Here is an 18,932-nt window from a genome sequence, read left to right as displayed (position 1 = left end):
GGAACGCACCGCCGCCGTTGATCGCCGCCTCGCTTCGTTGAAATCCCAGGTCGTCGATGCCGAAGATCGCCTCAAGCGGCTCTATCGCGGAATCGAGGAGGGCATCGTCGAACTCGACGATCTTCTTCGCGAGCGAATCGTCGAACTCAAAGCCGACCGCGAGAAGGCTCAAGCGGCCTATGACCACGCAGCATCGCAAGCGCTGCCATCGGCCAGCATTGACCCTGAAAAGGTTGCTGCGTTCAGCAATCTCATGACCGATCTCCTCGATAATGGCGAAACGCCCGCGCGCAAGGCGTATCTGCGCACGCTGATCGGCGCTATCATTGTCGGTGACAAATCGGTGAAAATCGTCGGCAGCAAGGAAGCCGTCAGAGCGGCTATTCTCGGCAAACCCAGCCCCCTCCAAAACGTTCGTGGTTTGGGACCGGAATGGCGCGCCCGACACGATTCGAACGTGTGGCCTCCACCTTCGGAGGGTGGCGCTCTATCCAGCTGAGCTACGGGCGCATCGATATTCAGATAGTGTCCGAGATCGACCACGGTCAATCGCGAATTCTAGAATCGACATGGCTCAAACGACGCGGGCTAAAGCCTCGCCGATCATCGCCATTCGTACTCCACAACCTCCTTTCGGTTTGCTTCCGTGGTGCTTCCGCGACCTCGAATGCGATTTTCGTGCTTCCTTCGAGTTTCGCCAATCGCTTGGTTTCACTCGTTTTTTACGACACCCTCGACCATCAGAAAGAGCTTGCATTTGCCTTCGGAGGGCAACGCTCTATCCAGCTGAGCTACGGGTGCGGCGCATCCCATTTAGCCGATTGGGCCGGTGCGGGCAACGGCTGGCGAGGGGCTTGAGCGCCTGATTTGGACCAAAGCCTGCTGGTTTGCCGCAGGTATTTCGCCCCTCAGCCCTCAACCGTGAACTGAAGCCCCGCATTGTCCTCCAGCCGCTTGATCAGGCGATCGCCCAATGCGGCGCCCGGGGTCCAGATGCCGCCCGCCACATCCTGCGCTTCGCGCACGAGACAGACGGCGCACTCGGCGATCATCTTGGAGGTCGATCCATAACCGGGGTCGCGATCGCCCTTGACCGAGGCGTGGATCTGCCGGCCGTCCAGCGTCACGCCGACGAACAGGATATCGTAGAGGCCCGTCTCGCGTTCTTCCTTCGAGGGGCCTTCGCCGGGCTTCGGCCCGCCGGGGCCGCCCATCGCGGCATTCGCCGCGACGATGGCTCTGGCGGTGGCTTCACCCTTCTCGCCGGGACCCGCCAGCATCATCTCGTCGTAGACGAAGTCCTTGCCATACGGGAAGCCCATCAGAAAATTTGAGCGATGCACGTTGCGGGTGTTGATCGTCGCCATCACGAACGGCGCGACCCACATGCCAAGCTCGTCGTCGTGGAGCGGCTTGTTGCCCGGCGGCTGTTTCGGGCCCTCGAAGCCCGGCGTCAGCGCGAACGGATTCTTGAGCAGCGGCACGATGCTGAGATCGTTGGCGGCGGCCGCGTAAGTCGCCTTCAGGCTTGCCGCCGTACCGCCAGAGAATGTGCCCTTCATCTTGCGCACGCGGCCCTTCACGCGGTGCACGGCTGCGCCGAACTGCTTTTTCGCCGCGCTCTGCAGGAAGAACACGCCGAGCTCGAACGGAATCGAATCGAACCCGCAGGAAAACAGGATGCGGGCGCCGGTCGATTGCGCCTTGGCGTGATGGGCATCGATCATCTGGCGCATCCATGCCGGCTCGCCGCAGAGATCGAGATAGTCGGTGCCGGAGGCGGCGCATGCCGCAACAAGCTCGGAACCATAAAGCTGATAGGGGCCGACAGTGGTAAGAACCGCCCTGGTCTGGCCGACCAGCGCCTTGAGCGACGCGGGATCGCTCGCGTCGGCTTCGATCAGCGGCGTGTCTTTCGGTGCGCCGATCTCGTCGCGGACCGCGGCAAGCTTGTCGCGGTTGCGGCCTGCCATCGCCCATTTGAGATTGCTGCCGGGGCCATAATGCGCGGCGAGATATTCGGCGACGAGCCGGCCGGTAAAGCCGCTGGCGCCATAAACCACGACATCGAATTTCGCCTGGGTCATCGTCGTTTCCTCAAATATCGCCGACCGCTCAGTTTCCCGCGGTTCGGTCGCGTGTTGCCGATTGCTTGTCTGACAGGGAGCGCAGAGTCAACGGCTTCGCGCGCGGCGCATCAAGCGGTGGACAGGGTGACACGCAAGCCGTCCCTGGGCTTCGGGATCGGCCACATCTGCCATGCCGGCACATAACCTGGCTCCAGGGAGACCTTGAGATTTTGCAGGAAATGAAACGCAAAGCATTTGGCCTGCATGTAGGCGAAGTGCACTCCGATGCACATATGCGCGCCGCCGCTGAAAGGGATGAACGCGAAGCGATGGCGGGCACGCTGTGCCTCGTCGGTGAAGCGCAGCGGATCGAACGTTTCGGGATCGGGCCAGTGCTCGCTCATATGGTGGGTGAACAGCGGATTCATGCTGACCAGCGTGCCGGCCGGAATGTCAAAGCCCTTGAAGCTGAAATCGCGTGTCGCCCGGCGCGGGATCGACGGCACCGGCGGCTTCATCCGCATGGCTTCCTTGAAAGCCATTTCGGTGAGCGGCATCGCGTCGAGTTTCTCGAACGGCAGCGGCGCGCCGGGTGCGATCCCAAGCGACGCGACCTCATCGCGCAGCCGCGACTGCCAGTCCGGATGTGCCGCGAGCAGCGCCACGAACGACGTCAGCGACGATGTCAGGGTGTCGTGCGCCGCCATGATCAGGAAGCTCATGTGATCGACAATGTCCTGCGTCGACAGCAGCGCGCCGTCTTCATGGGTTGCGTGGCAGAGTTGCGAGAACAGATCGTCGCCGCCGTTCTCGCGCCGCAGGGGAATCTGCTGCGAGAAATAAGCGACGATGCGCTGGCGTCCCCTGACGCCGCGCGCCATCTGCGTGCCCGGCCAGGGCTGGCGGATCACCGCCACGGACGCGGCGATCATGTCGACGAAGGAGCGCGTGACCTCCTCGACCTCGGGGCCGATCCCTGTGCCGAGAAAAGAGGTCGCGGCGAGATCGAGCGTCAGTTGCTTCATCGCCGGATAGAACAGCATCGGACCCGGCGCCTCGCGCCACTGATCGACGCGCGCCGCAATTCCTGAATCGAGCTGCGAGAGATAGTTTTTCATCGGTCCCGATTTGAACGCGACCGACATGGCGCGGCGATGCAGGCGATGTTCCTCGAAATCGAGCAGCATCAGTCCGCGCGGAAACAGCCGCCCGAGGATCGTTTCCCATCCGTTGGTCGAGGAAAACAGCTTGGTCTGGTCGAGCAGCATGAATTCGTTGGCTTCGGGCCCAAGCAGGGAGACACTTGTCTCGCCGAGAACCCGCGAGCGATAGATCAGCCCGTACTTGCGGGCCATCGCATTAACTTCGCCTTTCGGATCGGCAAGCACACTGAGTGTTCGTCCGATCAGCGGCCAGCCTTCATCGCCGGGAATGTGGGCGAGCCTTGTGCGATCCACCATAAGAGGTGCCTTGATCGCAGCCGGCGATGTCAGGCTATGCATCGACATGGCATGTCCCTGCGCTATTCGCCGGAATTATCGCCGAGTTGGCGAGGGGCGACAACTCCGATCGCCATTAAATCGGGGAGTTGTGATGGTGCGGTGCATTGCGCCGTGAGCCCGGAAATGCCTGCGGATCAAGGGGACTCCGCGGCCGCTTCCGCCAGGGCCTCGATGCGTTTGCGGAATGACCGCGGCGATTCCGCGAACACCCGGCCGGACAGCGATCGCGCGCGGCTAAGGTGAAACTGTTGCCGGGAGTCGATCCGCGGCGTCAGGCGTGAGCGCCAGGGAGCCAGCGGTTGCTTCGGTTGAATCAAGCCGCGGAGAGCAACGAGATCGTTGCTCCTGCCAAGCTGCGTGCGCAGCTTCTGCACCTCGTCGATGAAGGTGTTCCACATTCTTGGCCACAGCGGCGCAATGAGGTCGAGCTGATAGCGGAAGGCCACGACGGCCTTGCGGAAATCATGAACCTCTTCCGGAGCGGCCGTGTCCCATTCGCGCGGGCGGCGGCGGCGGGCCCGGCGATAGGATTTTGCGAGAGCGGTCACGATGTCGTCGAAATGGATTCGTTCAAGCGGCCAGTTTGCTGCGCAGGCGGACGCCCGGACAAGGCCGTCGCGCAGGTGCTGAATGGCTTCCGGATGAAGCTGCTCGGCCTCCAAAGCCTTTCGCGCGTCTTCAAGCCGCTGGGTGAGAGTGGCTTTGGTTCGTTCCGACAGCGGCGGCGTCTCGGTGACTCTCGGCTTTGTAATGTCGGCCAGCGCATCGAGAGCGGTCTGGGCATCGCGGCTGCGGCCGAACTCGCGGGCGATGTGGCTTGCCTCGTGGCGCAGAGCCACGGTCTCGTCGCCGATTGAGTCCTCGAGCAACCGCAACAAGGCTCTCCAGCGCTTGAGCGCGACACGCAGCTCATGAATGGTTGTGCTGGTTTCGTTGCTGTCGAGCTTTTCTTGCGCGGCCCTCGCCATAGCCAGAGTGTCATCCGCGACCTCGCGCAGCGAATGGGCATTTGGCTCAGCTTGAGGGACCGCCATCATCGGCGTCTGTCCAGAACCAGTTCGCGCCAAATTTACAGTTTCTCCGCGCCCGTGGAAGTTGTCTCTTCAGTCATACTGCGAATGCGGGATGGCGAGCGGGCCGGCAGGCAACCTTATGCGGGGACGATGGTCTTGCCGATCGGCCACAGCGCGATGGCGCCGAGCTTCAGATGCGCCCAGGCGAACGGAATTCCGATGATCGTGATGGCGAGCAGGAGTGCGGTGAACAGGTGGCCGAGCGCCAGCCACCATCCGGCCAGGATCAGCCAGATCAGATTGCCGATAAATCCGAAAATGCCGGTGCCGAAGTCGCGTTCGCCGATATAGATCTCGCGCGAGACGGCCTTCTGGCCGAACGGAAACAGCGTGTAGATGGCAATATTCCAGGCGCCGCGCGCCCATGGAATCCCGATGATCGTGATGGCCATGATGACGGCGGCAACGGCCCAGCCGAGCGCCATCCAGAAGCCGCCAAGCACCACCCACAAAACATTGAGCATAAACGAGACGGGCGACATCGGAACTCCTGCGTTGGTGCCGGTTTGGTTCAGCGTAGCACTTTTCCGGCGGCGCGGCGGTGAAAACGGCGGGTGATTGGAGATAGCCAATCCGGTGGCGAAGCCCGTATAGAGGGACATCTAGGAGATTCGGAATGCTGAAGATCGATTTTGCGTCCGGGTTCGCCATGGCCGCCGTTGCGGTGCTGGCGATCATGCCCGGCTCCGCAGCGCATGCCAGGGTGGATGCGCCGTTCTGTTCGGAAAATTTCGGCCGTACCGGAATGGGCAGGGTGTGCGACTATTACACCTATGAACAGTGCCAGGCCGCGACCAGCGGTGTCGGCGGGTCGTGCCACGTCAATGCGTGGTATCAGCCTCGCCAGTATTATGACCCCGCTCCACGCCGCTATCGCAAGCCCAGGCACAAGCATCGCCACTGACGTGATCCGGCGGACGGCCTGTGGTCCTGATTGTCGGCGCGGCGTGGCCGCGCCGATTTTGTTTGCATCGGGCCTGAACCCGTATTGCTGAACGCCCGTATTTTTGGAACGCTGGCCGCACGGATTTGGCAGGCATGAAATCGGCAAGGCAACGGTCATGAGCGTGTCGCAGGACCAGAGTGCCGCGGATGTTGGCGGCCGGGACGATTTCTACCGCGCCATGCCGGTGTTTCGCGGCTTCGCGAATCTGATGGACCCGTCGTTGTACCGGCCGGTGCCGGATGGATGGCTGATCGGCGTTGCCGACATCGTGCAGTCCACCAGGGCGATCGCGAACAACCGCTACAAGGCGGTGAACATGGCGGGTGCGGCGGTGATCGCATCGGTAACCAATGCGCTGGAGGGCAGGGATTTTCCGTTTGCCTTCGGCGGCGATGGCGCGAGCTTTGCGATATCCCCGCAGGACGCCGACGCGGCGCGCGAAGCGCTGGCAGCGACCGCAACCTGGGTGAAGGAAGATCTCGATCTGTCGCTGCGCGTCGCGCTGGTGCCGATCGAGGCCATTCGCGCGCAGGGGCTCGATGTGCGTGTGGCGCGCTATGCGGCGTCGCCGCACGTGTCCTATGCGATGTTTTCGGGGGGCGGAATGGCATGGGCGGAAGCCGCAATGAAGCGCGGCGAGTTCACCATCCCGATGGCTTCGCCGGGTGCGCATCCTGATCTCACCGGACTGTCGTGCCGCTTCTCCGAAATGCCGGCGGAGCGCGGCCTCATTCTGTCGATGCTGATCGTGCCTGCGTCGGCGGACAGCGCGGCGTTTCGCCGCCTGATCGAGGACGTGGTGACGCTGGTCGAGCGAAGTCCCGGTGCGGGACGGCCCGTGCCGTCATCCGGTCCGCGCATGCGCTGGCCGACACCGGGCGCCGATTACGAGGCGCTGGCGCAGCGCGGCGGATCGCTGTTCGTCCGGCGGCTCAGCGTTCACGCATGGACACTGTTCGCCTATCTGCTGTTTCGCCTCAACATTTCGGCCGGAGGCTTCGTGCCGCAGATCTATATGCAGCAGGTGGTCGAGAACTCGGATTTCCGGAAATATGACGATGGCCTGCGCATGGTGCTCGATTGCAAGCCTGAACTCGCCGATGCGCTGGAAAGCCGTCTTGCCGCCGCGGCTGCCGCCGGCACTGCGCGATACGGCCTGCACCGTCAGGATGCCGCGATGATGACGTGCTTCACGCTGTCGGCGTCACGTCCGGATCATTTTCATTTCGTCGACGGCGCGCGGGGCGGCTATGCCTCGGCCGCCACCGCGCTGAAAGCCACACTGAACTAAAATCAAGCCGCGGTTCACCTGAGCGAACATTGAAAAGAGGCGCGGAACACGTCACCATCGCCGCACTTTCGCGGCTTTTCAGATCGGTGAGCGTTGCTTTGAAGGCGATCGATTTCCAGGAAGATCGTTGCGGCTGGATGCTTCGCCGTGTCCCGCTCGGCTTGTGCGTCCTTCTTGGCGTTGTACTTGGCACCTTCGATCTCGCCCGCGCCCGCGATGACGAAGACGACGAGCCGTCCAAGGCGAGCCCAAAGCAGCCGAATATCTATCTGGATTACAACACGCAATACACGACCGTGCCGCCCAACACGCTGGCCATCGGGTTCAGGAATTTCGTGTCTCCGATTCCGGCCGCAGCGCAGGTCGTGACACTGAACGCGCCGCTGACGGTGGACATCACCGAGCGGTTCTCGGTGTATGCCGGTATCAGCGCCAGCACGTCGCGCAGCGATGCCACGTCATGGTCGTCGATGACGCTCGATAGCTGGAATATCGGTTTCAATGCCGACGTCATTCAGCAGGACAGCAAGACGGTGACGGTGATCTCGACTCTCACGCGATCGATCACCAGCGCACCGGGGCTGGCCTCGACCTCGAACCAGACGGTGGTCGAACTAGATTACGGATTGGATGACGATCAAACCCAGGGCCTGCTGTTCGGGACGCGATTGACCGCTGTCTGGGTGGATTCCGGTCTTGCCAGGGTCGAGCCGGCATTCGCCGGATATATGGGCGGCTACTATCAGTGGCCGAACAACTGGAAGGTGTCCGCGCGGATGGGCGTCCAGACCTTCGGTGGCGCGCAGATCGGCGCGGGCCTCATCAGGGCCAGGGCGTTTACCCAGCCATTGCTCAGGTTCGATCTCGAGCGAATGGACGACAACGACAACCGGCTGTTTGGCGCCTCGATCGAGGTGGCCTGGACACCCGAGCCAATTGTCCAGTTCACCTTGCGGACGCCGCTCTACGCGGTGCGGAACTAGATGCCGGTCACAAGCAAAGGGTCACAGCGAACATGGACATCCATGAACAGAAGCAGCGCCTTGATGTGAAAGGATCCGACGTCTCAGGGTCGACCTTCGAAGACGTCAACATGTCGGGCTGCAACATGCATGACATCAATCTCAGCGGACTGCGGATCGACTACGCCAACCTGGCGGGCCTGCACGTTAACAACGCCAATATGTCGGGGGCCTGCCTTACCGACTGCCGGATCGAGGGCATGACCATCAACGGGATCAAGGTCGAGGACATGCTGGCGGCCTACGAAAAGCAGCAATAGAGAGCCCCGGTCCCTGTTCGACTTTGGGCGAAGTCCTCAAATTTAGGTGGAACTTTACCGGTCCGGCGGCGTTTGGCCCTGTTGGTACGGGGTTACATTGAATGGCCTTTGAAAATACCGCCTTGCAGCGATCGAACCGGTTTGAGGATGCCCTGACCCCGGAAGGGCGATACCGGCTTCTGGTGGAAGCGGTTACCGATTACGCCATTTATATGCTCGACCCGGAAGGGCGGGTCACGAGCTGGAATCCGGGCGCGCAGCGCTTCAAGGGCTACACCCACGACGAGATCATCGGACGTCATTTTTCGCAGTTCTACGGCGAGGAAGACCGCAAGGCCGGGCTTCCGGCGCGCGCCCTGGAAATTTCTGCCCGCGAAGGCAAATTCGAAAACGAAGGCTGGCGCATCCGAAAAGACGGCAGCCGGTTCTGGGCTCATGTGGTGATCGACCCGATCCGTTCGCCTGACGGCCGGCTCGTCGGCTTTGCCAAGATCACGCGCGACCTTACCGAGCGCAAGGCCGCCGAGGATCGTCTGCGGCAGAAGGAAGAACAGTTCCGGCTGCTGGTGCAGAGCGTGACCGACTACGCCCTCTATATGCTCGACCCGGAAGGTTACGTCAGCAGCTGGAATCAGGGCGCGGAACGCATCAAGCAATATCGGGCCGAGGAAATCATCGGCCAGCATTTCTCGAAATTCTATACCGAGGGCGACCGGCTGAAGGGCGAGCCGCAAAACGCGCTCGCCACCGCGCGGCGCGAAGGACGTTTCGAGAAGGAAGGCTGGCGTGTGCGCAAGGACGGCACGCAGTTCTGGGCCAACGTGATCATCGATCCGATCCGCGATGAGACCGGCGCCATCATCGGCTTCGCCAAGATCACCCGCGATATCACCGAGCGCAGGGAAACACAGAAGGCGCTCGAGCACGCGCGCGAGGCGCTGGCCCATTCGCAGAAGATGGATGCCATTGGCCAACTGACCGGCGGCATCGCGCACGATTTCAACAATCTGCTGATGGTCATTCTCGGCAGTCTTGAATTGGCCGGCAAGCGGCTCCCGGACGATGCGCGGGTTGCGACGCTGATTTCCAATGCGACGCAGGCGGCGCAGCGCGGCGCGGCGCTGACCCAGCGCATGCTGGCTTTCGCGCGGCGTCAGGATCTCGATCTCAAGCCGATCGATATCCCCGCGCTTGTGCGCGGCATGACCGATCTGTTGCAGAGTTCGCTCGGACCGTCGGTGCAGATCGAGACGCACTTTCCGCTCAAGCTCGACCTCGTCCATGCCGACGCCAATCAGCTTGAAATGGCGCTGCTGAATCTGGCCGTGAATGCGCGCGACGCGATGCCGGACGGCGGCAGTATCGTCATCGCGGCGCGTGAGGAAACCGTCAAGCCTCGCTCGCGGAGCAAGCTGAAAGCCGGACGCTATGTGCGTCTTTCGGTGAAGGACACGGGCGAGGGAATGGACAAGACGACTCTCAGGCGCGCCATGGAGCCGTTCTTCACCACGAAAGGTGTGGGCCGCGGCACCGGCCTCGGATTGTCGATGGTCCATGGCATGACCGAACAGTCCGGCGGACGGTTCTTCCTGAAGAGCCAAAAAGGTGAGGGCACGACGGCGGAAATCTGGTTGCCTGCAGCGAAAGCGACGCAGCCCGCGCAGGGCGGGCGTTTCATCAAGGACGGCGCGACCGGCACCCGTCCGCTGGTGGTGCTTGCCGTCGATGACGATGGTCTCGTGCTGATGAATACCGCGGTGATGTTGCAGGACATGGGACACACGGTGTTCGAGGCGACGTCAGGTGACCAGGCGCTGGAGATCTTGCGGCGCGAGCCCTCGGTCGATCTCGTCATCACCGATCATGCCATGCCGCGGATGACCGGTGCGCAACTCGCCGCAGCGATCAAGGCCGAGCGGCCGGACCTTCCGGTCATTCTTGCGACGGGTTATGCGGAATTGCCGCCGGGCGTGGATGCCAACCTGCCGAAGCTTGGCAAGCCGTTTCGCCAGCAGGAGCTGATGCAGGCTGTCACGGCGGCGATCGCGAACTGATTTCCGGTCACAAACGCAATTTGTGAGTTCGTGCGCTGCCACGCCGGACGGTAACCTTCCTTCTGAAGGACTGACGCGCGAAGACCCGGCCGCATCCTTGAATCACATCTTGCTGCCATGTTCATCCCGCTCTCGACACGCCGAGGCGGGCAGGACTATCCTTTATCTCATGAGCGGACACGATCACGACGACCACCACCACGGCCATGGTGACCATCATCACGGCCACCATCATCACCACGATCACGATCATTCCGAATTGTCGGAGACGGAATTGCGTGTGCGCGCGCTGGAAACGGTCCTCACCGAGAAGGGCTATGTCGATCCTGCCGCGCTCGATCTTTTAATCGAAACTTACGAAACCAAGGTCGGGCCGCGCAACGGCGCGCGCGTGATCGCAAAGGCGTGGTCCGATCCTGCCTACCGCGCGCGTCTGCTGAATGACGCGACGCCAGCGATCGCCGAGCTTGGTTACGCCGGCCGGCAGGGCGAGCACATCGTCGCGGTCGAGAACACGCCGCGGCGGCACAACATGGTCGTCTGCACCCTGTGCTCCTGCTATCCGTGGTCGGTGCTCGGGCTTCCGCCGGTCTGGTACAAGGCCGCGCCGTATCGGTCGCGTGCTGTGATCGATCCGCGCGGCGTGCTGCGCGATTTCGGATTTGAGCTTCCTGCCGAGACAGAAATCCGGGTCTGGGATTCCACCGCCGAGATCCGGTATCTGGTGGTGCCGCAGCGCCCCGCCGGAACCGAGGGCTGGAGCGAAGAGCAACTCGCCGAACTGGTCACCCGCGACAGCATGATCGGCACCGGCTTTCCCAAATCGCCGGAGCGGGCCGCACCATGAACGGCGCGCACGACATGGGCGGTGTCGATGGTTTCGGCCCGGTGATTCCGGAGCCGAACGAGCCGGTGTTCCATGGCGAGTGGGAGCGGCGGGTGCTTGCGCTGACGCTGGCGATGGCGCGGCCCGGCGGCTGGAATATCGACATGTCGCGCTTTGCCCGCGAGGACCGTTCGCCTGCGGATTATCTTGGCAAGAGCTACTATCAGATCTGGCTTGCGGGCCTTGAACGGCTGATGCACGAGCGCGGTCTGGTGATGCCGGATGAAGCCGAGGCCGGCCGCGTGCTGTATCCGCCGAAGGCGGGTGTGCCGGTTCTGGCGCCCGGCGATGTCGAGGGCATGTTGCGCCGAGGCGCGCCGACGGAGCGCGACGCGACCTCGACCCCGCTGTTCGCGATCGGCGACCGCGTGCGAGCGAAGAACATTCATCCGGAGGGCCACATCCGGCTGCCGCGCTATGTGCGCGGTCATGTCGGCGTGGTGGAGTTGCTTCATGGCGCGCATGTCTTTGCGGATAGCAACGCGCGCGGTGACGGCGAGAATCCGCAGCAGCTCTACACCGTGCGCTTCACCGGGCGCGAATTGTGGGGCGATCGTGCCGATCCCGCGAGCGCCGTTTCGGTGGATGCCTGGGAATCCTATCTGGAGCGCGCCGAATGACCATCGACCGGCAGGCAGCAATGCAGGCGGCGGCCAGCGTTCCGGGACTTCCGCGCGACGGCGACGGCCCGGTGTTTCGCGAGCCATGGGAAGCGCGCGCCTTTGCAATGGCACTGGCGCTGCATGCGCGGGGCCTTTTCACCTGGCCGGAATGGGCAGATGCACTGGCGAAGCAGATCAAGCGCGCGCAGGCCGAAGGTGACGCCGATACCGGCGAAACCTATTACAAGCACTGGCTTGCGACGCTTGAGCACCTGGTCGCAGAAAGGAATGTCGCGCCGGAGAACGAACTGCACCGCTACCGCGATGCATGGGATCACGCTGCAGACCGCACGCCGCACGGTCAGCCGATCGAACTGACTCCCGAAGATTTCAGCTAACTAACCCAAGCCACCATTGAGGAACGGGTTGGTGGCGCGCTCGTGGCCGAAATTCGAACCGGGGCCATGGCCGCAGATGAAGCCGATGTCGTCGCCGAGCGGCAGCAGTTTCTGATTGATCGAGCGGATCAGGGTGGCGTGATCGCCGCCGGGCAGATCGGTGCGGCCGACCGAGCCGTTGAACAGCACGTCGCCGACGATCGCAAAGCGCATGTCCTTGTTGAAGAACACCACGCTGCCCGGCGAGTGTCCCGGGGCGTGATAAACGTCAAACACAAGATCTCCGATCTTGAGCTGGTCGCCTTCGTTGAGCCAGCGGTCCGGCGCGAAGTTGCGCACGCCGGTCATGCCGAAATTCGCACCGCTCGCGACGACGTTGTCGAGCAGATACTTGTCGGCGATGTGCGGGCCGATGATCGGCACTTTCAATTCGTCGCGCAATTCCGCCGCGCCGCCGACATGATCGATGTGGCCGTGAGTAATCCAGATCCCGTCGATGGTGATGCCGGCCTGCTTGATCCCGGCCAGAATGTCCGGAACGTCCCCGCCGGGATCGATCACGACCCCATGCATGGTCGCGGTGTTCCACAGCAGCGTGCAATTCTGCTGGAATGGGGAAACCGGCACGATCAGGGCGCCGGCTTTGGCGGCTTGTTTCGATTCATCTGTCATGCGGCCACAATGCTGATTTTTTGCGCCGCGCCAAGCAGATTCCGCCGCTGTTCCCGGGGATGAGGGCTGCACGCGGCAGGCTGATTTCGCTCTGCGGTCAGGCAACCCGCAGGTTCGGCTGGCCGGCGATCACCGGGCCGGCAATCTCGAACGGTTCCGGCCGGCCGACGCCGTAGCCTTGCGCATAATCGACGCCGATCTCGCGCAGCGCTTCTATCGTGGCATCGTTCTCGACGAATTCGGCGATCGTCTGTTTGCCCATGACCTTGCCGATGCGGCAGATCATCTCGACCATGGCGCGGTCGATCGGATCGTCGAGCATGTCCTTGACGAAACCCCCGTCGATCTTGAGGTAGTTCACCGGCAGATTCTTCAGATAGCCGAACGACGACATGCCGCTGCCGAAATCGTCGAGCGAGAACCGGCAGCCCAGCCGTTGCAGCACCTTGATGAAGCGGGCGGCGTTGTCGAGATTGCCGATCGCGCTGGTCTCGGTGATCTCGAAGCAGATCATCGCCGGCGGAATGTTGTGAAGCTCGAGCTGCTCGCGAACGTAGTCGATGAAGCCCTCGTCGCTGAAGGTTGCGCCGGAGAGGTTGATCGCGCAGGTGGCGATGGCCGCCGATGCCGCGCGGCCAAGCCGTGTCGCGATGGTCTCGAACGCGTGACGCACCACCCAGCGGTCGATCAGCGGCATCAGGCCGTAACGCTCGGCCGCGGGAATGAAATCGCCGGGTGGCACGAGGTTGCCGTCCCTGTCGCGCAGGCGCAGCAGAAGCTCGATATGCGCGCCGGTCTGGCTCGGGCCATGCAGTGCGACGATTTTCTGCGCATACAGACAGAAGCGGTGCTCATCCAGGGCATCGTGAATCCGCTGCACCCACGCCATTTCGCCGAACCGGTGCAGCAATTCGCTGTCGCTCGGATTGTGGATCTGGATGCGGTTGCGCCCCTTTTCCTTGGCGAGATAGCAGGCGAGGTCGGCCGTGCGCAGGGTTTCGTCCTTGGTCGCGCCGCCGCGGATTTGCACCAGGCCGATGCTTGTGGTGATCGTGAACGGACGTCCGTTCCAGACGAAGTTGAGGTCGTGAATCGCCTGCCGCAAGCGTTCGGCGACGATCGCAGCGCGTTCGAGACCACCATTCTCCAGCAGGATCGCGAATTCATCGCCGCCGAGCCGCGCCAGCAGATCGTCCACGCGCAGATGCTTTTGCAGTGAATCCGAGACTTCGCAGAGCAGCTTGTCGCCGGCGGCATGACCGCAGGTGTCGTTGATGATCTTGAACTGGTCGAGGTCGAGGAACATCAGCGCGTGCGGACTGTCCTGATCGCGGTCCATCCGCTGCAGTGCCTTTTCCAGCCGGTGTTCGAACTCGCGGCGGTTGGCCAGCTTGGTGAGGCTGTCGTGCGATGCCTGCCACGACAGCCGTGCGATGTATTTCTTTTCGCTGGTCATGTCGTGCAGCACCAGCACGGCCCCCGCGACGGCTCCACCCTTGTAGACGGGTGTGCCGACCATGGAGATCGCCACCGACGTGGAGTCGGGACGTTGCAGCAGTTGAGGCCGGGTGTTGGCGGCAAGATCGCGTCCGGTCAGGATCTGCTCGACCTGCCCCTCGCGCGGCTGACCGCTTTCCTCATCCAGAATCCGGAAAAGCGAGGTCAGCGGCAGCCCTCTGGCTGCCGGAGCCCGGCAGGTGACCAGCTTTTCTGCGGCCGGGTTCATGTAGTCCACGCGGCCCTGCGCGTCGGTGCTGATGACGGCATCGCCGATCGACGCCAGCGTAATCTGCGCGCGCTCCTTCTCGGCCTGCAGCGCGTGCACGAATCTGCGGCGCTGCGCCAGGAAGTAGCGGGTCAGCATCATCAGCAACAGCACCAGCAACCCGGCGGTGAACAGGTTGGCGATCGTAAGCACGAACTTGACTTGCCGCGAGCCGTTACCGAGGCTCCCGGCGAATGCCATCGCTTCGGGCGCGAAGCGCGCGTTGAAATGGTCGATCCGGTCGCGCAGCGATTCGAGTTGCTGAGGCGAAATCGGAGTGCCGTTCTGCTCTAACTGGATTTCTCTTGCCAGCGCGGTCAGTTCGTCGAGCAGGGGATCGGTATTGACCCAGTGCACGATCGCTGTCCTGAAAGGCGGAAACCCGCGAAAATAGCGATACAGCCAGATCATGCCATCGATGTCGTCGGCATGCATGCCGCCTTGCAGGAAGCCGGTACGGGCGGCTGCGAGGTCCGGAGGACTCTGTTCCAGCGCGAGACGTGCGTCGCGGTCGCCCAGCGGCCGGGCGATGGCGCTTTGGTAAGACTCGTAGTGCCGGTCGTCGCCGGTTTCGCCGTAAAGATAAAGATGGTGGACGGCGTCTTTCTGCCCCTTCGACCAAAGGCTTTCGCCGCCGACATAGGCGCGAACGGAAGAAAGAATGCTCAGGCTCATTCCGGCAAGAAAGGCTTGCAGCAGGACAATGGCAATGAAGGGCGAGACCAGCCGCAGCAGCCGCATATTCACCGAAACAAGATTAAGCTTCATCGGACGCGTACGCCCCCTGCCTGCTGTTCGACGCGAATTCCCTGCTAAGTCCCATTACCAGTCGCAACCGACAGCCTCGGACAGCTGGGATGCGCATCCGGACATTCGCGGCATCTGATTAAAGGCATTCCAACGCCACGCTCTCCGGTTGCAGAACCGGAGAGTTGCGTGAATCGCGGGTAAACGATCAGATAAGATTTGCAGGTAATTTCATGCTGCCAGCGATAAACCCAATCAGAACAGGCCCTTTCGGGGGCCTCAACGGCCGATTCGGGGCCTGGACCGGCCATTGTGGCGGTCTTGCGCGTAGAGTGCCCCGAGCGCTGACGATCTGATTATCGACTGGTCTGGGCTTTCAGGGTGTCTTCCACTGCCCGGTCGAATGACGAGGCCTTGGCCGGCGCGGCGCTGCGCTTCTTCTCGGTGACAAAGGCGTCGCGCTTCTGAACCAGGACAGCGAGCTTTTCGTTCAGGCCTTTGCGCGCCGCAGTTTTCTTCTCGATCTCGGCCTTGCGCTGCTCGGGCGAGAGCTTGCGCAACTCGTCTGGCAAGTCATCGTCCTTGACGCCCTCGATCTTGGTGCGCCCCGATGCCACGGCGCTGACCAGATCGCCGTCGCCGGTGACGGCCTCCGACGAAAATTTCGAACGCTTGTTGAGGTAGCTCGCCATGTCCGATGCCTGCACCGGGGCCGCCGCCGCGACCTGCGACAGCTGCCGGGTCTTTTCCTCAACGCGTTTTTGCATTTTCTGCGGACCATACGGAATGACCGTGCCGTTGATCTGTTTCTGCAGGATGATGATCTCGTCGTCGTAAGGCGTTTCGATCACCACGAGTTCGCCGCCGTCCTGCGGGATCGGAATGAAGCGGCCGTCGCCGAGCTGCGCGATATCCTGCCAGACCCGCTCGGTGTCGCGGGCATTTCCGGCCAGCACGGCGTTGACCACGATGTCGCGCTGCTTTGCGACCGCCAGCGTCTTCGGATATTTGGTGTCCTGCGCGTAGTCCATGTGCGGCGGCGCATCGCCGACGAGAAACACGATGCGTTTTGCATCGCTGCCCTTGGTCCACTGCAGCTTGTTGATCGCCACATCGAGCGCTTCGTTGACGCTCTCGGGCCAGTCGCCGCCGCCGCGTGCTTTCAGTTCGAGCAGGTTGGCGTAGATGTCCTGAATGTCGGTGGTGAGATCGAAAGTCCTGGTGACGTATTCGTCACTGATGTCGCGATAGGCGACAAGGCCGATCCGGATGTCGGCATCGGGATTGGTGTCGACAACACTCGTCGCAATGGACCAGATTTTTTGCTTGGCGCCTTCGAGCAGGCCGCCCATCGAACCTGTTGTGTCGAGAACGAACGCGACTTCGACGGTCGGTTTGGCAACGGCTTGTGAGAATGTCGAGGTGATTGGCAACGAGAGAACGGCAAGCGCGAATGCAATGCCGCCGAATGTGAATCTGTCGGTGATGCGTGAGTCCATTTCCCCCTCCAAGGGCTGAAACCATGTTTCGCTCCCAGCGGAACCGATGGTTCCCCTGCTTCGCGACGGCTCGCGGTCGGAATTGTGTCGGGGCGGGTACGCTTTTGAGGCTGAGGGGTCTTAGCTTTTCTGCTACGCTTGCCGGAATCATGCATTCACCATTTCGCCATATCGAACCGGGTTTGCCGCCGGATCGCCGCCAGTCCGACACAGCGCTCGCGATTGCGCGCGGTACGTCCAGGTTTCTGAAATCGTTGGGATTTTCCTGTGTCAGCGAATTGACCCTGCCGTCGGGCCGTCGCGCCGATCTGGTGGCGATGAACGCGCGCGGCGACATCTGGATTGTCGAGATCAAATCATCGGTGGAGGATTTGCGCGCCGATCAAAAATGGCAGGACTACCGGATGCATTGCGACCGGCTGTTCTTTGCCTTCACCCGGGAGATGCCGTGCGAGCTGTTTCCGGCAGATACGGGTTTGATTGTCGCCGACGCTTACGGCGCGCATCTGCACTGCGATGCGCCCGAACACCGGCTACCTGCTGCGACACGTAAATCGATGATCGTGGGTTTTGGATTGCTGGCGGCGCAGCGCATCAGCCGACTCGTCGATCCGCAGGGGCATGCGAACGATTAGAGGTTGGCTTGTGTGAATGAGGTCGTAGCGACGCTCGTCACCGGGGTCAGCGCATCCTCAAACATTGCAAAGGCAATCTCCGCCCCGCGCACGACGCCAGCCGGATCGGCCAGCGCGGCGGGATGATTTTCCAGCAGTGTGAGAAAGCTCGGCCAGAACCGCTTGCCGAAGCCATGGCGCAGATACGCCGTCGCGTTCATGGTGTCGGAGTCGGGGTTTTCCGCCAGACGCGCCAGCATCACCCGTTCGCCCATCCGGGATGCTTCAAGCACGTAGACTGCCCCAAGCATTTCCGCAGCGGTTTTGAAAGCGGGCGCCGGCAGCGGCTTGATGACGATGCCCAATGTTGCGAGATCGCGTTCAAGCGCGGGCGTGCGCACGCGCAGCGTCCAGTCCGGAATAAGCTCTTCGATTCCGCCTGCTTCCAACGCGGCTTCGATCGGAAACAGCGCCTCGGCCTGACTCCGCAGAAAGGCCTCATAATATAGAGGAATTGCGATATCGAGCCGGGACAGAGCGATGTCGAGGCGGCTGTGTGACGTTCGTGTGGCTTCGCGGATCATGTCCCAGATGGCGGCGGCCATGACAGTTCGCCTCTTGATTGAGAACTTACATCACCACGATTTCGCGGGAAGGAACGAGAGGCTCAAGCAGAGTTGTGACATAGTTGCGCGTGAGCTGAACAGGATAGGCTTCACGCCGGCGGATCGTGACACGAGGCGCGCGCAATTTCGAAGCCTGAGGCCAGTCGATCCGGTAATCCTCAACCAGACCAAACTGTTTGGTGGCTTCGAGACGGGACGAGATTTCCATATGTCGCGCTTTTCGCATCTGCTCCACGGCGGGGCCGCTCCCTGTGACAGTCCTGCGTCGATAACGCAGTGCCGCACACAAAGGTTCCCCGCCGGAACAGCCGCTCAGCGCGGGGCGCGCTTGGCCAGGATGCGCTGCAGGGTCCGGCGATGCATGTTCAGGCGGCGCGCGGTTTCCGAAACGTTGCGATTGCACATCTCATAGATGCGCTGGATGTGTTCCCAGCGGACGCGGTCCGCCGACATCGGATTCTGCGGAAGCTGCGACTTGTCGTTGCCGCTTGCGAGCAGGGCGGCGACCACGTCGTCGGCATCGGCCGGCTTCGAGAGATAGTCGACCGCGCCCATCTTCACCGCGGTGACAGCGGTCGCGATATTTCCGTAGCCGGTCAGCACGATGGCGCGTGCATCAGGTCGCTGCCGCTTCAGCGCCGACACCACATCGAGACCATTGCCATCGCCGAGCCGCAGATCGACCACTGCGAAAGCGGGCGGTGTCTGGTCGATGTGATGGAGGCCGTCGGACACATTGTCGCAGGTGCTCACAGCGAAGCCGCGAGTCTCCATTGCCCGCGCCAGCCGCTCGAGAAACGCCTTGTCATCCTCGACAATCAGCAAGGAACGGTCGGCAATTTCGGTCAAATCGGCAGTTGCGGTCACGGTTTTGCGCCTCCTGAGGTGTCTTATGATGTGTCTTTT

At 62.3% G+C, this 18,932-nt stretch carries 19 protein-coding genes and 1 tRNA gene; 9 read left to right on the top strand and 11 right to left on the bottom strand.

What is annotated here, in order from left to right:
* Window positions 1-433 precede the first annotated feature (433 nt).
* The 5 genes from HMPREF9695_RS18935 to HMPREF9695_RS18915 form a co-directional block, all read right to left on the bottom strand.
* Window positions 434-510, bottom strand: a tRNA-Arg gene (locus tag HMPREF9695_RS18935).
* Between the two features lie 398 nt (window positions 511-908).
* Window positions 909-2,087, bottom strand: a complete 1,179-nt coding sequence (locus HMPREF9695_RS18930) for a saccharopine dehydrogenase family protein (RefSeq protein WP_006022508.1) — start codon at window positions 2,085-2,087, stop codon at window positions 909-911.
* 110 nt (window positions 2,088-2,197) lie between these two features.
* On the bottom strand, window positions 2,198-3,577 hold the full coding sequence (locus HMPREF9695_RS18925; RefSeq protein WP_006022507.1) for a cytochrome P450: 1,380 nt from the start codon (window positions 3,575-3,577) through the stop codon (window positions 2,198-2,200).
* A 128-nt stretch (window positions 3,578-3,705) separates the two neighbouring features.
* A complete protein-coding gene (locus HMPREF9695_RS18920; protein ID WP_245258787.1) occupies window positions 3,706-4,605 on the bottom strand; it encodes a CHAD domain-containing protein in 900 nt (299 codons plus the stop codon).
* Between the two features lie 116 nt (window positions 4,606-4,721).
* Window positions 4,722-5,126: a YccF domain-containing protein gene (locus tag HMPREF9695_RS18915; RefSeq protein WP_006022505.1), complete on the bottom strand. Its 405-nt coding sequence runs from the start codon at window positions 5,124-5,126 to the stop codon at window positions 4,722-4,724.
* 134 nt (window positions 5,127-5,260) lie between these two features.
* On the opposite strand from HMPREF9695_RS18915, the gene HMPREF9695_RS18910 reads away from it, so the two are divergent.
* The 8 genes from HMPREF9695_RS18910 to HMPREF9695_RS18875 all read left to right on the top strand — a co-directional run bounded on the left by HMPREF9695_RS18910 (window position 5,261) and on the right by HMPREF9695_RS18875 (window position 12,103).
* A complete protein-coding gene (locus HMPREF9695_RS18910) occupies window positions 5,261-5,548 on the top strand; it encodes a DUF3551 domain-containing protein (RefSeq protein WP_006022504.1) in 288 nt (95 codons plus the stop codon).
* A gap of 157 nt (window positions 5,549-5,705) precedes the next feature.
* Window positions 5,706-6,881 (top strand): DUF3095 domain-containing protein, encoded by a 1,176-nt coding sequence (locus HMPREF9695_RS18905; RefSeq protein WP_006022503.1) that lies wholly within the window; start codon window positions 5,706-5,708, stop codon window positions 6,879-6,881.
* Window positions 6,882-6,967: 86 nt separating this feature from the next.
* The gene (locus HMPREF9695_RS18900; protein ID WP_245258786.1) at window positions 6,968-7,864 is read left to right on the top strand and encodes a hypothetical protein; all 897 of its coding nucleotides are present in this window, start codon (window positions 6,968-6,970) and stop codon (window positions 7,862-7,864) included.
* A gap of 32 nt (window positions 7,865-7,896) precedes the next feature.
* The gene (locus tag HMPREF9695_RS18895; protein ID WP_006022501.1) at window positions 7,897-8,163 is read left to right on the top strand and encodes a pentapeptide repeat-containing protein; all 267 of its coding nucleotides are present in this window, start codon (window positions 7,897-7,899) and stop codon (window positions 8,161-8,163) included.
* A gap of 122 nt (window positions 8,164-8,285) precedes the next feature.
* Window positions 8,286-10,217, top strand: a complete 1,932-nt coding sequence (locus HMPREF9695_RS18890; RefSeq protein WP_041712897.1) for a hybrid sensor histidine kinase/response regulator — start codon at window positions 8,286-8,288, stop codon at window positions 10,215-10,217.
* A 169-nt stretch (window positions 10,218-10,386) separates the two neighbouring features.
* Window positions 10,387-11,064: a nitrile hydratase subunit alpha gene (gene nthA, locus HMPREF9695_RS18885; protein WP_041712709.1), complete on the top strand. Its 678-nt coding sequence runs from the start codon at window positions 10,387-10,389 to the stop codon at window positions 11,062-11,064.
* Window positions 11,061-11,723 (top strand): nitrile hydratase subunit beta, encoded by a 663-nt coding sequence (gene nthB / locus HMPREF9695_RS18880; RefSeq protein ID WP_006022497.1) that lies wholly within the window; start codon window positions 11,061-11,063, stop codon window positions 11,721-11,723. Before nthA ends, nthB begins: the two co-directional genes overlap by 4 nt.
* Window positions 11,720-12,103: a nitrile hydratase accessory protein gene (locus HMPREF9695_RS18875; RefSeq protein WP_006022496.1), complete on the top strand. Its 384-nt coding sequence runs from the start codon at window positions 11,720-11,722 to the stop codon at window positions 12,101-12,103. Before nthB ends, HMPREF9695_RS18875 begins: the two co-directional genes overlap by 4 nt.
* On the opposite strand, the gene HMPREF9695_RS18870 is transcribed toward HMPREF9695_RS18875, so the two are convergent.
* The 3 genes from HMPREF9695_RS18870 to HMPREF9695_RS18860 all read right to left on the bottom strand — a co-directional run bounded on the left by HMPREF9695_RS18870 (window position 12,104) and on the right by HMPREF9695_RS18860 (window position 16,786).
* The gene (locus tag HMPREF9695_RS18870; protein ID WP_006022495.1) at window positions 12,104-12,775 is read right to left on the bottom strand and encodes an MBL fold metallo-hydrolase; all 672 of its coding nucleotides are present in this window, start codon (window positions 12,773-12,775) and stop codon (window positions 12,104-12,106) included.
* Between the two features lie 97 nt (window positions 12,776-12,872).
* Window positions 12,873-15,308: an EAL domain-containing protein gene (locus HMPREF9695_RS18865; protein ID WP_006022494.1), complete on the bottom strand. Its 2,436-nt coding sequence runs from the start codon at window positions 15,306-15,308 to the stop codon at window positions 12,873-12,875.
* A gap of 335 nt (window positions 15,309-15,643) precedes the next feature.
* A complete protein-coding gene (locus HMPREF9695_RS18860) occupies window positions 15,644-16,786 on the bottom strand; it encodes a vWA domain-containing protein (protein ID WP_006022493.1) in 1,143 nt (380 codons plus the stop codon).
* 149 nt (window positions 16,787-16,935) lie between these two features.
* Here HMPREF9695_RS18860 and HMPREF9695_RS18855 point away from each other — a divergent pair, with 149 nt between their 5' ends.
* On the top strand, window positions 16,936-17,421 hold the full coding sequence (locus HMPREF9695_RS18855) for an MmcB family DNA repair protein (RefSeq protein ID WP_041712706.1): 486 nt from the start codon (window positions 16,936-16,938) through the stop codon (window positions 17,419-17,421).
* Here HMPREF9695_RS18855 and HMPREF9695_RS18850 read toward each other — a convergent pair.
* From HMPREF9695_RS18850 to HMPREF9695_RS18840, 3 genes are all read right to left on the bottom strand, one after another.
* Entirely contained in the window at window positions 17,418-18,005 is a 588-nt protein-coding gene (locus HMPREF9695_RS18850) for a biliverdin-producing heme oxygenase (protein ID WP_006022491.1), read from the bottom strand. The genes HMPREF9695_RS18855 and HMPREF9695_RS18850 overlap by 4 nt on opposite strands.
* 25 nt (window positions 18,006-18,030) lie before the next feature.
* The gene (locus tag HMPREF9695_RS18845) at window positions 18,031-18,252 is read right to left on the bottom strand and encodes a hypothetical protein (RefSeq protein ID WP_024921381.1); all 222 of its coding nucleotides are present in this window, start codon (window positions 18,250-18,252) and stop codon (window positions 18,031-18,033) included.
* Between the two features lie 86 nt (window positions 18,253-18,338).
* Window positions 18,339-18,893 carry an ActR/PrrA/RegA family redox response regulator transcription factor gene (locus HMPREF9695_RS18840; protein ID WP_006022489.1) on the bottom strand — a complete coding sequence of 185 codons (555 nt, stop codon included), beginning with the start codon at window positions 18,891-18,893 and terminating at the stop codon, window positions 18,339-18,341.
* Between the last annotated feature and the right edge of the window lie 39 nt (window positions 18,894-18,932).

This window comes from Afipia broomeae ATCC 49717, from assembly GCF_000314675.2.
GTDB lineage: Bacteria > Pseudomonadota > Alphaproteobacteria > Rhizobiales > Xanthobacteraceae > Afipia > Afipia broomeae.
This window is presented reverse-complemented; position numbering and strand designations above follow the sequence as displayed.

Excerpts from the sequence above, each read along its gene's own strand:
- HMPREF9695_RS18930 (WP_006022508.1), bottom strand. The coding sequence starts at position 2,087 with ATGACCCAGGCGAAATTCGATGTCGTGGTTTATGGCGCCAGCGGCTTT.
- HMPREF9695_RS18925 (WP_006022507.1), bottom strand. The coding sequence starts at position 3,577 with ATGTCGATGCATAGCCTGACATCGCCGGCTGCGATCAAGGCACCTCTT.
- HMPREF9695_RS18920 (WP_245258787.1), bottom strand. The coding sequence starts at position 4,605 with ATGGCGGTCCCTCAAGCTGAGCCAAATGCCCATTCGCTGCGCGAGGTC.
- HMPREF9695_RS18915 (WP_006022505.1), bottom strand. The coding sequence starts at position 5,126 with ATGTCGCCCGTCTCGTTTATGCTCAATGTTTTGTGGGTGGTGCTTGGC.
- HMPREF9695_RS18910 (WP_006022504.1), top strand. The coding sequence starts at position 5,261 with ATGCTGAAGATCGATTTTGCGTCCGGGTTCGCCATGGCCGCCGTTGCG.
- HMPREF9695_RS18905 (WP_006022503.1), top strand. The coding sequence starts at position 5,706 with ATGAGCGTGTCGCAGGACCAGAGTGCCGCGGATGTTGGCGGCCGGGAC.
- HMPREF9695_RS18895 (WP_006022501.1), top strand. The coding sequence starts at position 7,897 with ATGGACATCCATGAACAGAAGCAGCGCCTTGATGTGAAAGGATCCGAC.
- nthA (WP_041712709.1), top strand. The coding sequence starts at position 10,387 with ATGAGCGGACACGATCACGACGACCACCACCACGGCCATGGTGACCAT.
- nthB (WP_006022497.1), top strand. The coding sequence starts at position 11,061 with ATGAACGGCGCGCACGACATGGGCGGTGTCGATGGTTTCGGCCCGGTG.
- HMPREF9695_RS18875 (WP_006022496.1), top strand. The coding sequence starts at position 11,720 with ATGACCATCGACCGGCAGGCAGCAATGCAGGCGGCGGCCAGCGTTCCG.
- HMPREF9695_RS18870 (WP_006022495.1), bottom strand. The coding sequence starts at position 12,775 with ATGACAGATGAATCGAAACAAGCCGCCAAAGCCGGCGCCCTGATCGTG.
- HMPREF9695_RS18865 (WP_006022494.1), bottom strand. The coding sequence starts at position 15,308 with ATGAAGCTTAATCTTGTTTCGGTGAATATGCGGCTGCTGCGGCTGGTC.
- HMPREF9695_RS18860 (WP_006022493.1), bottom strand. The coding sequence starts at position 16,786 with ATGGACTCACGCATCACCGACAGATTCACATTCGGCGGCATTGCATTC.
- HMPREF9695_RS18855 (WP_041712706.1), top strand. The coding sequence starts at position 16,936 with ATGCATTCACCATTTCGCCATATCGAACCGGGTTTGCCGCCGGATCGC.
- HMPREF9695_RS18850 (WP_006022491.1), bottom strand. The coding sequence starts at position 18,005 with ATGGCCGCCGCCATCTGGGACATGATCCGCGAAGCCACACGAACGTCA.
- HMPREF9695_RS18845 (WP_024921381.1), bottom strand. The coding sequence starts at position 18,252 with ATGCGAAAAGCGCGACATATGGAAATCTCGTCCCGTCTCGAAGCCACC.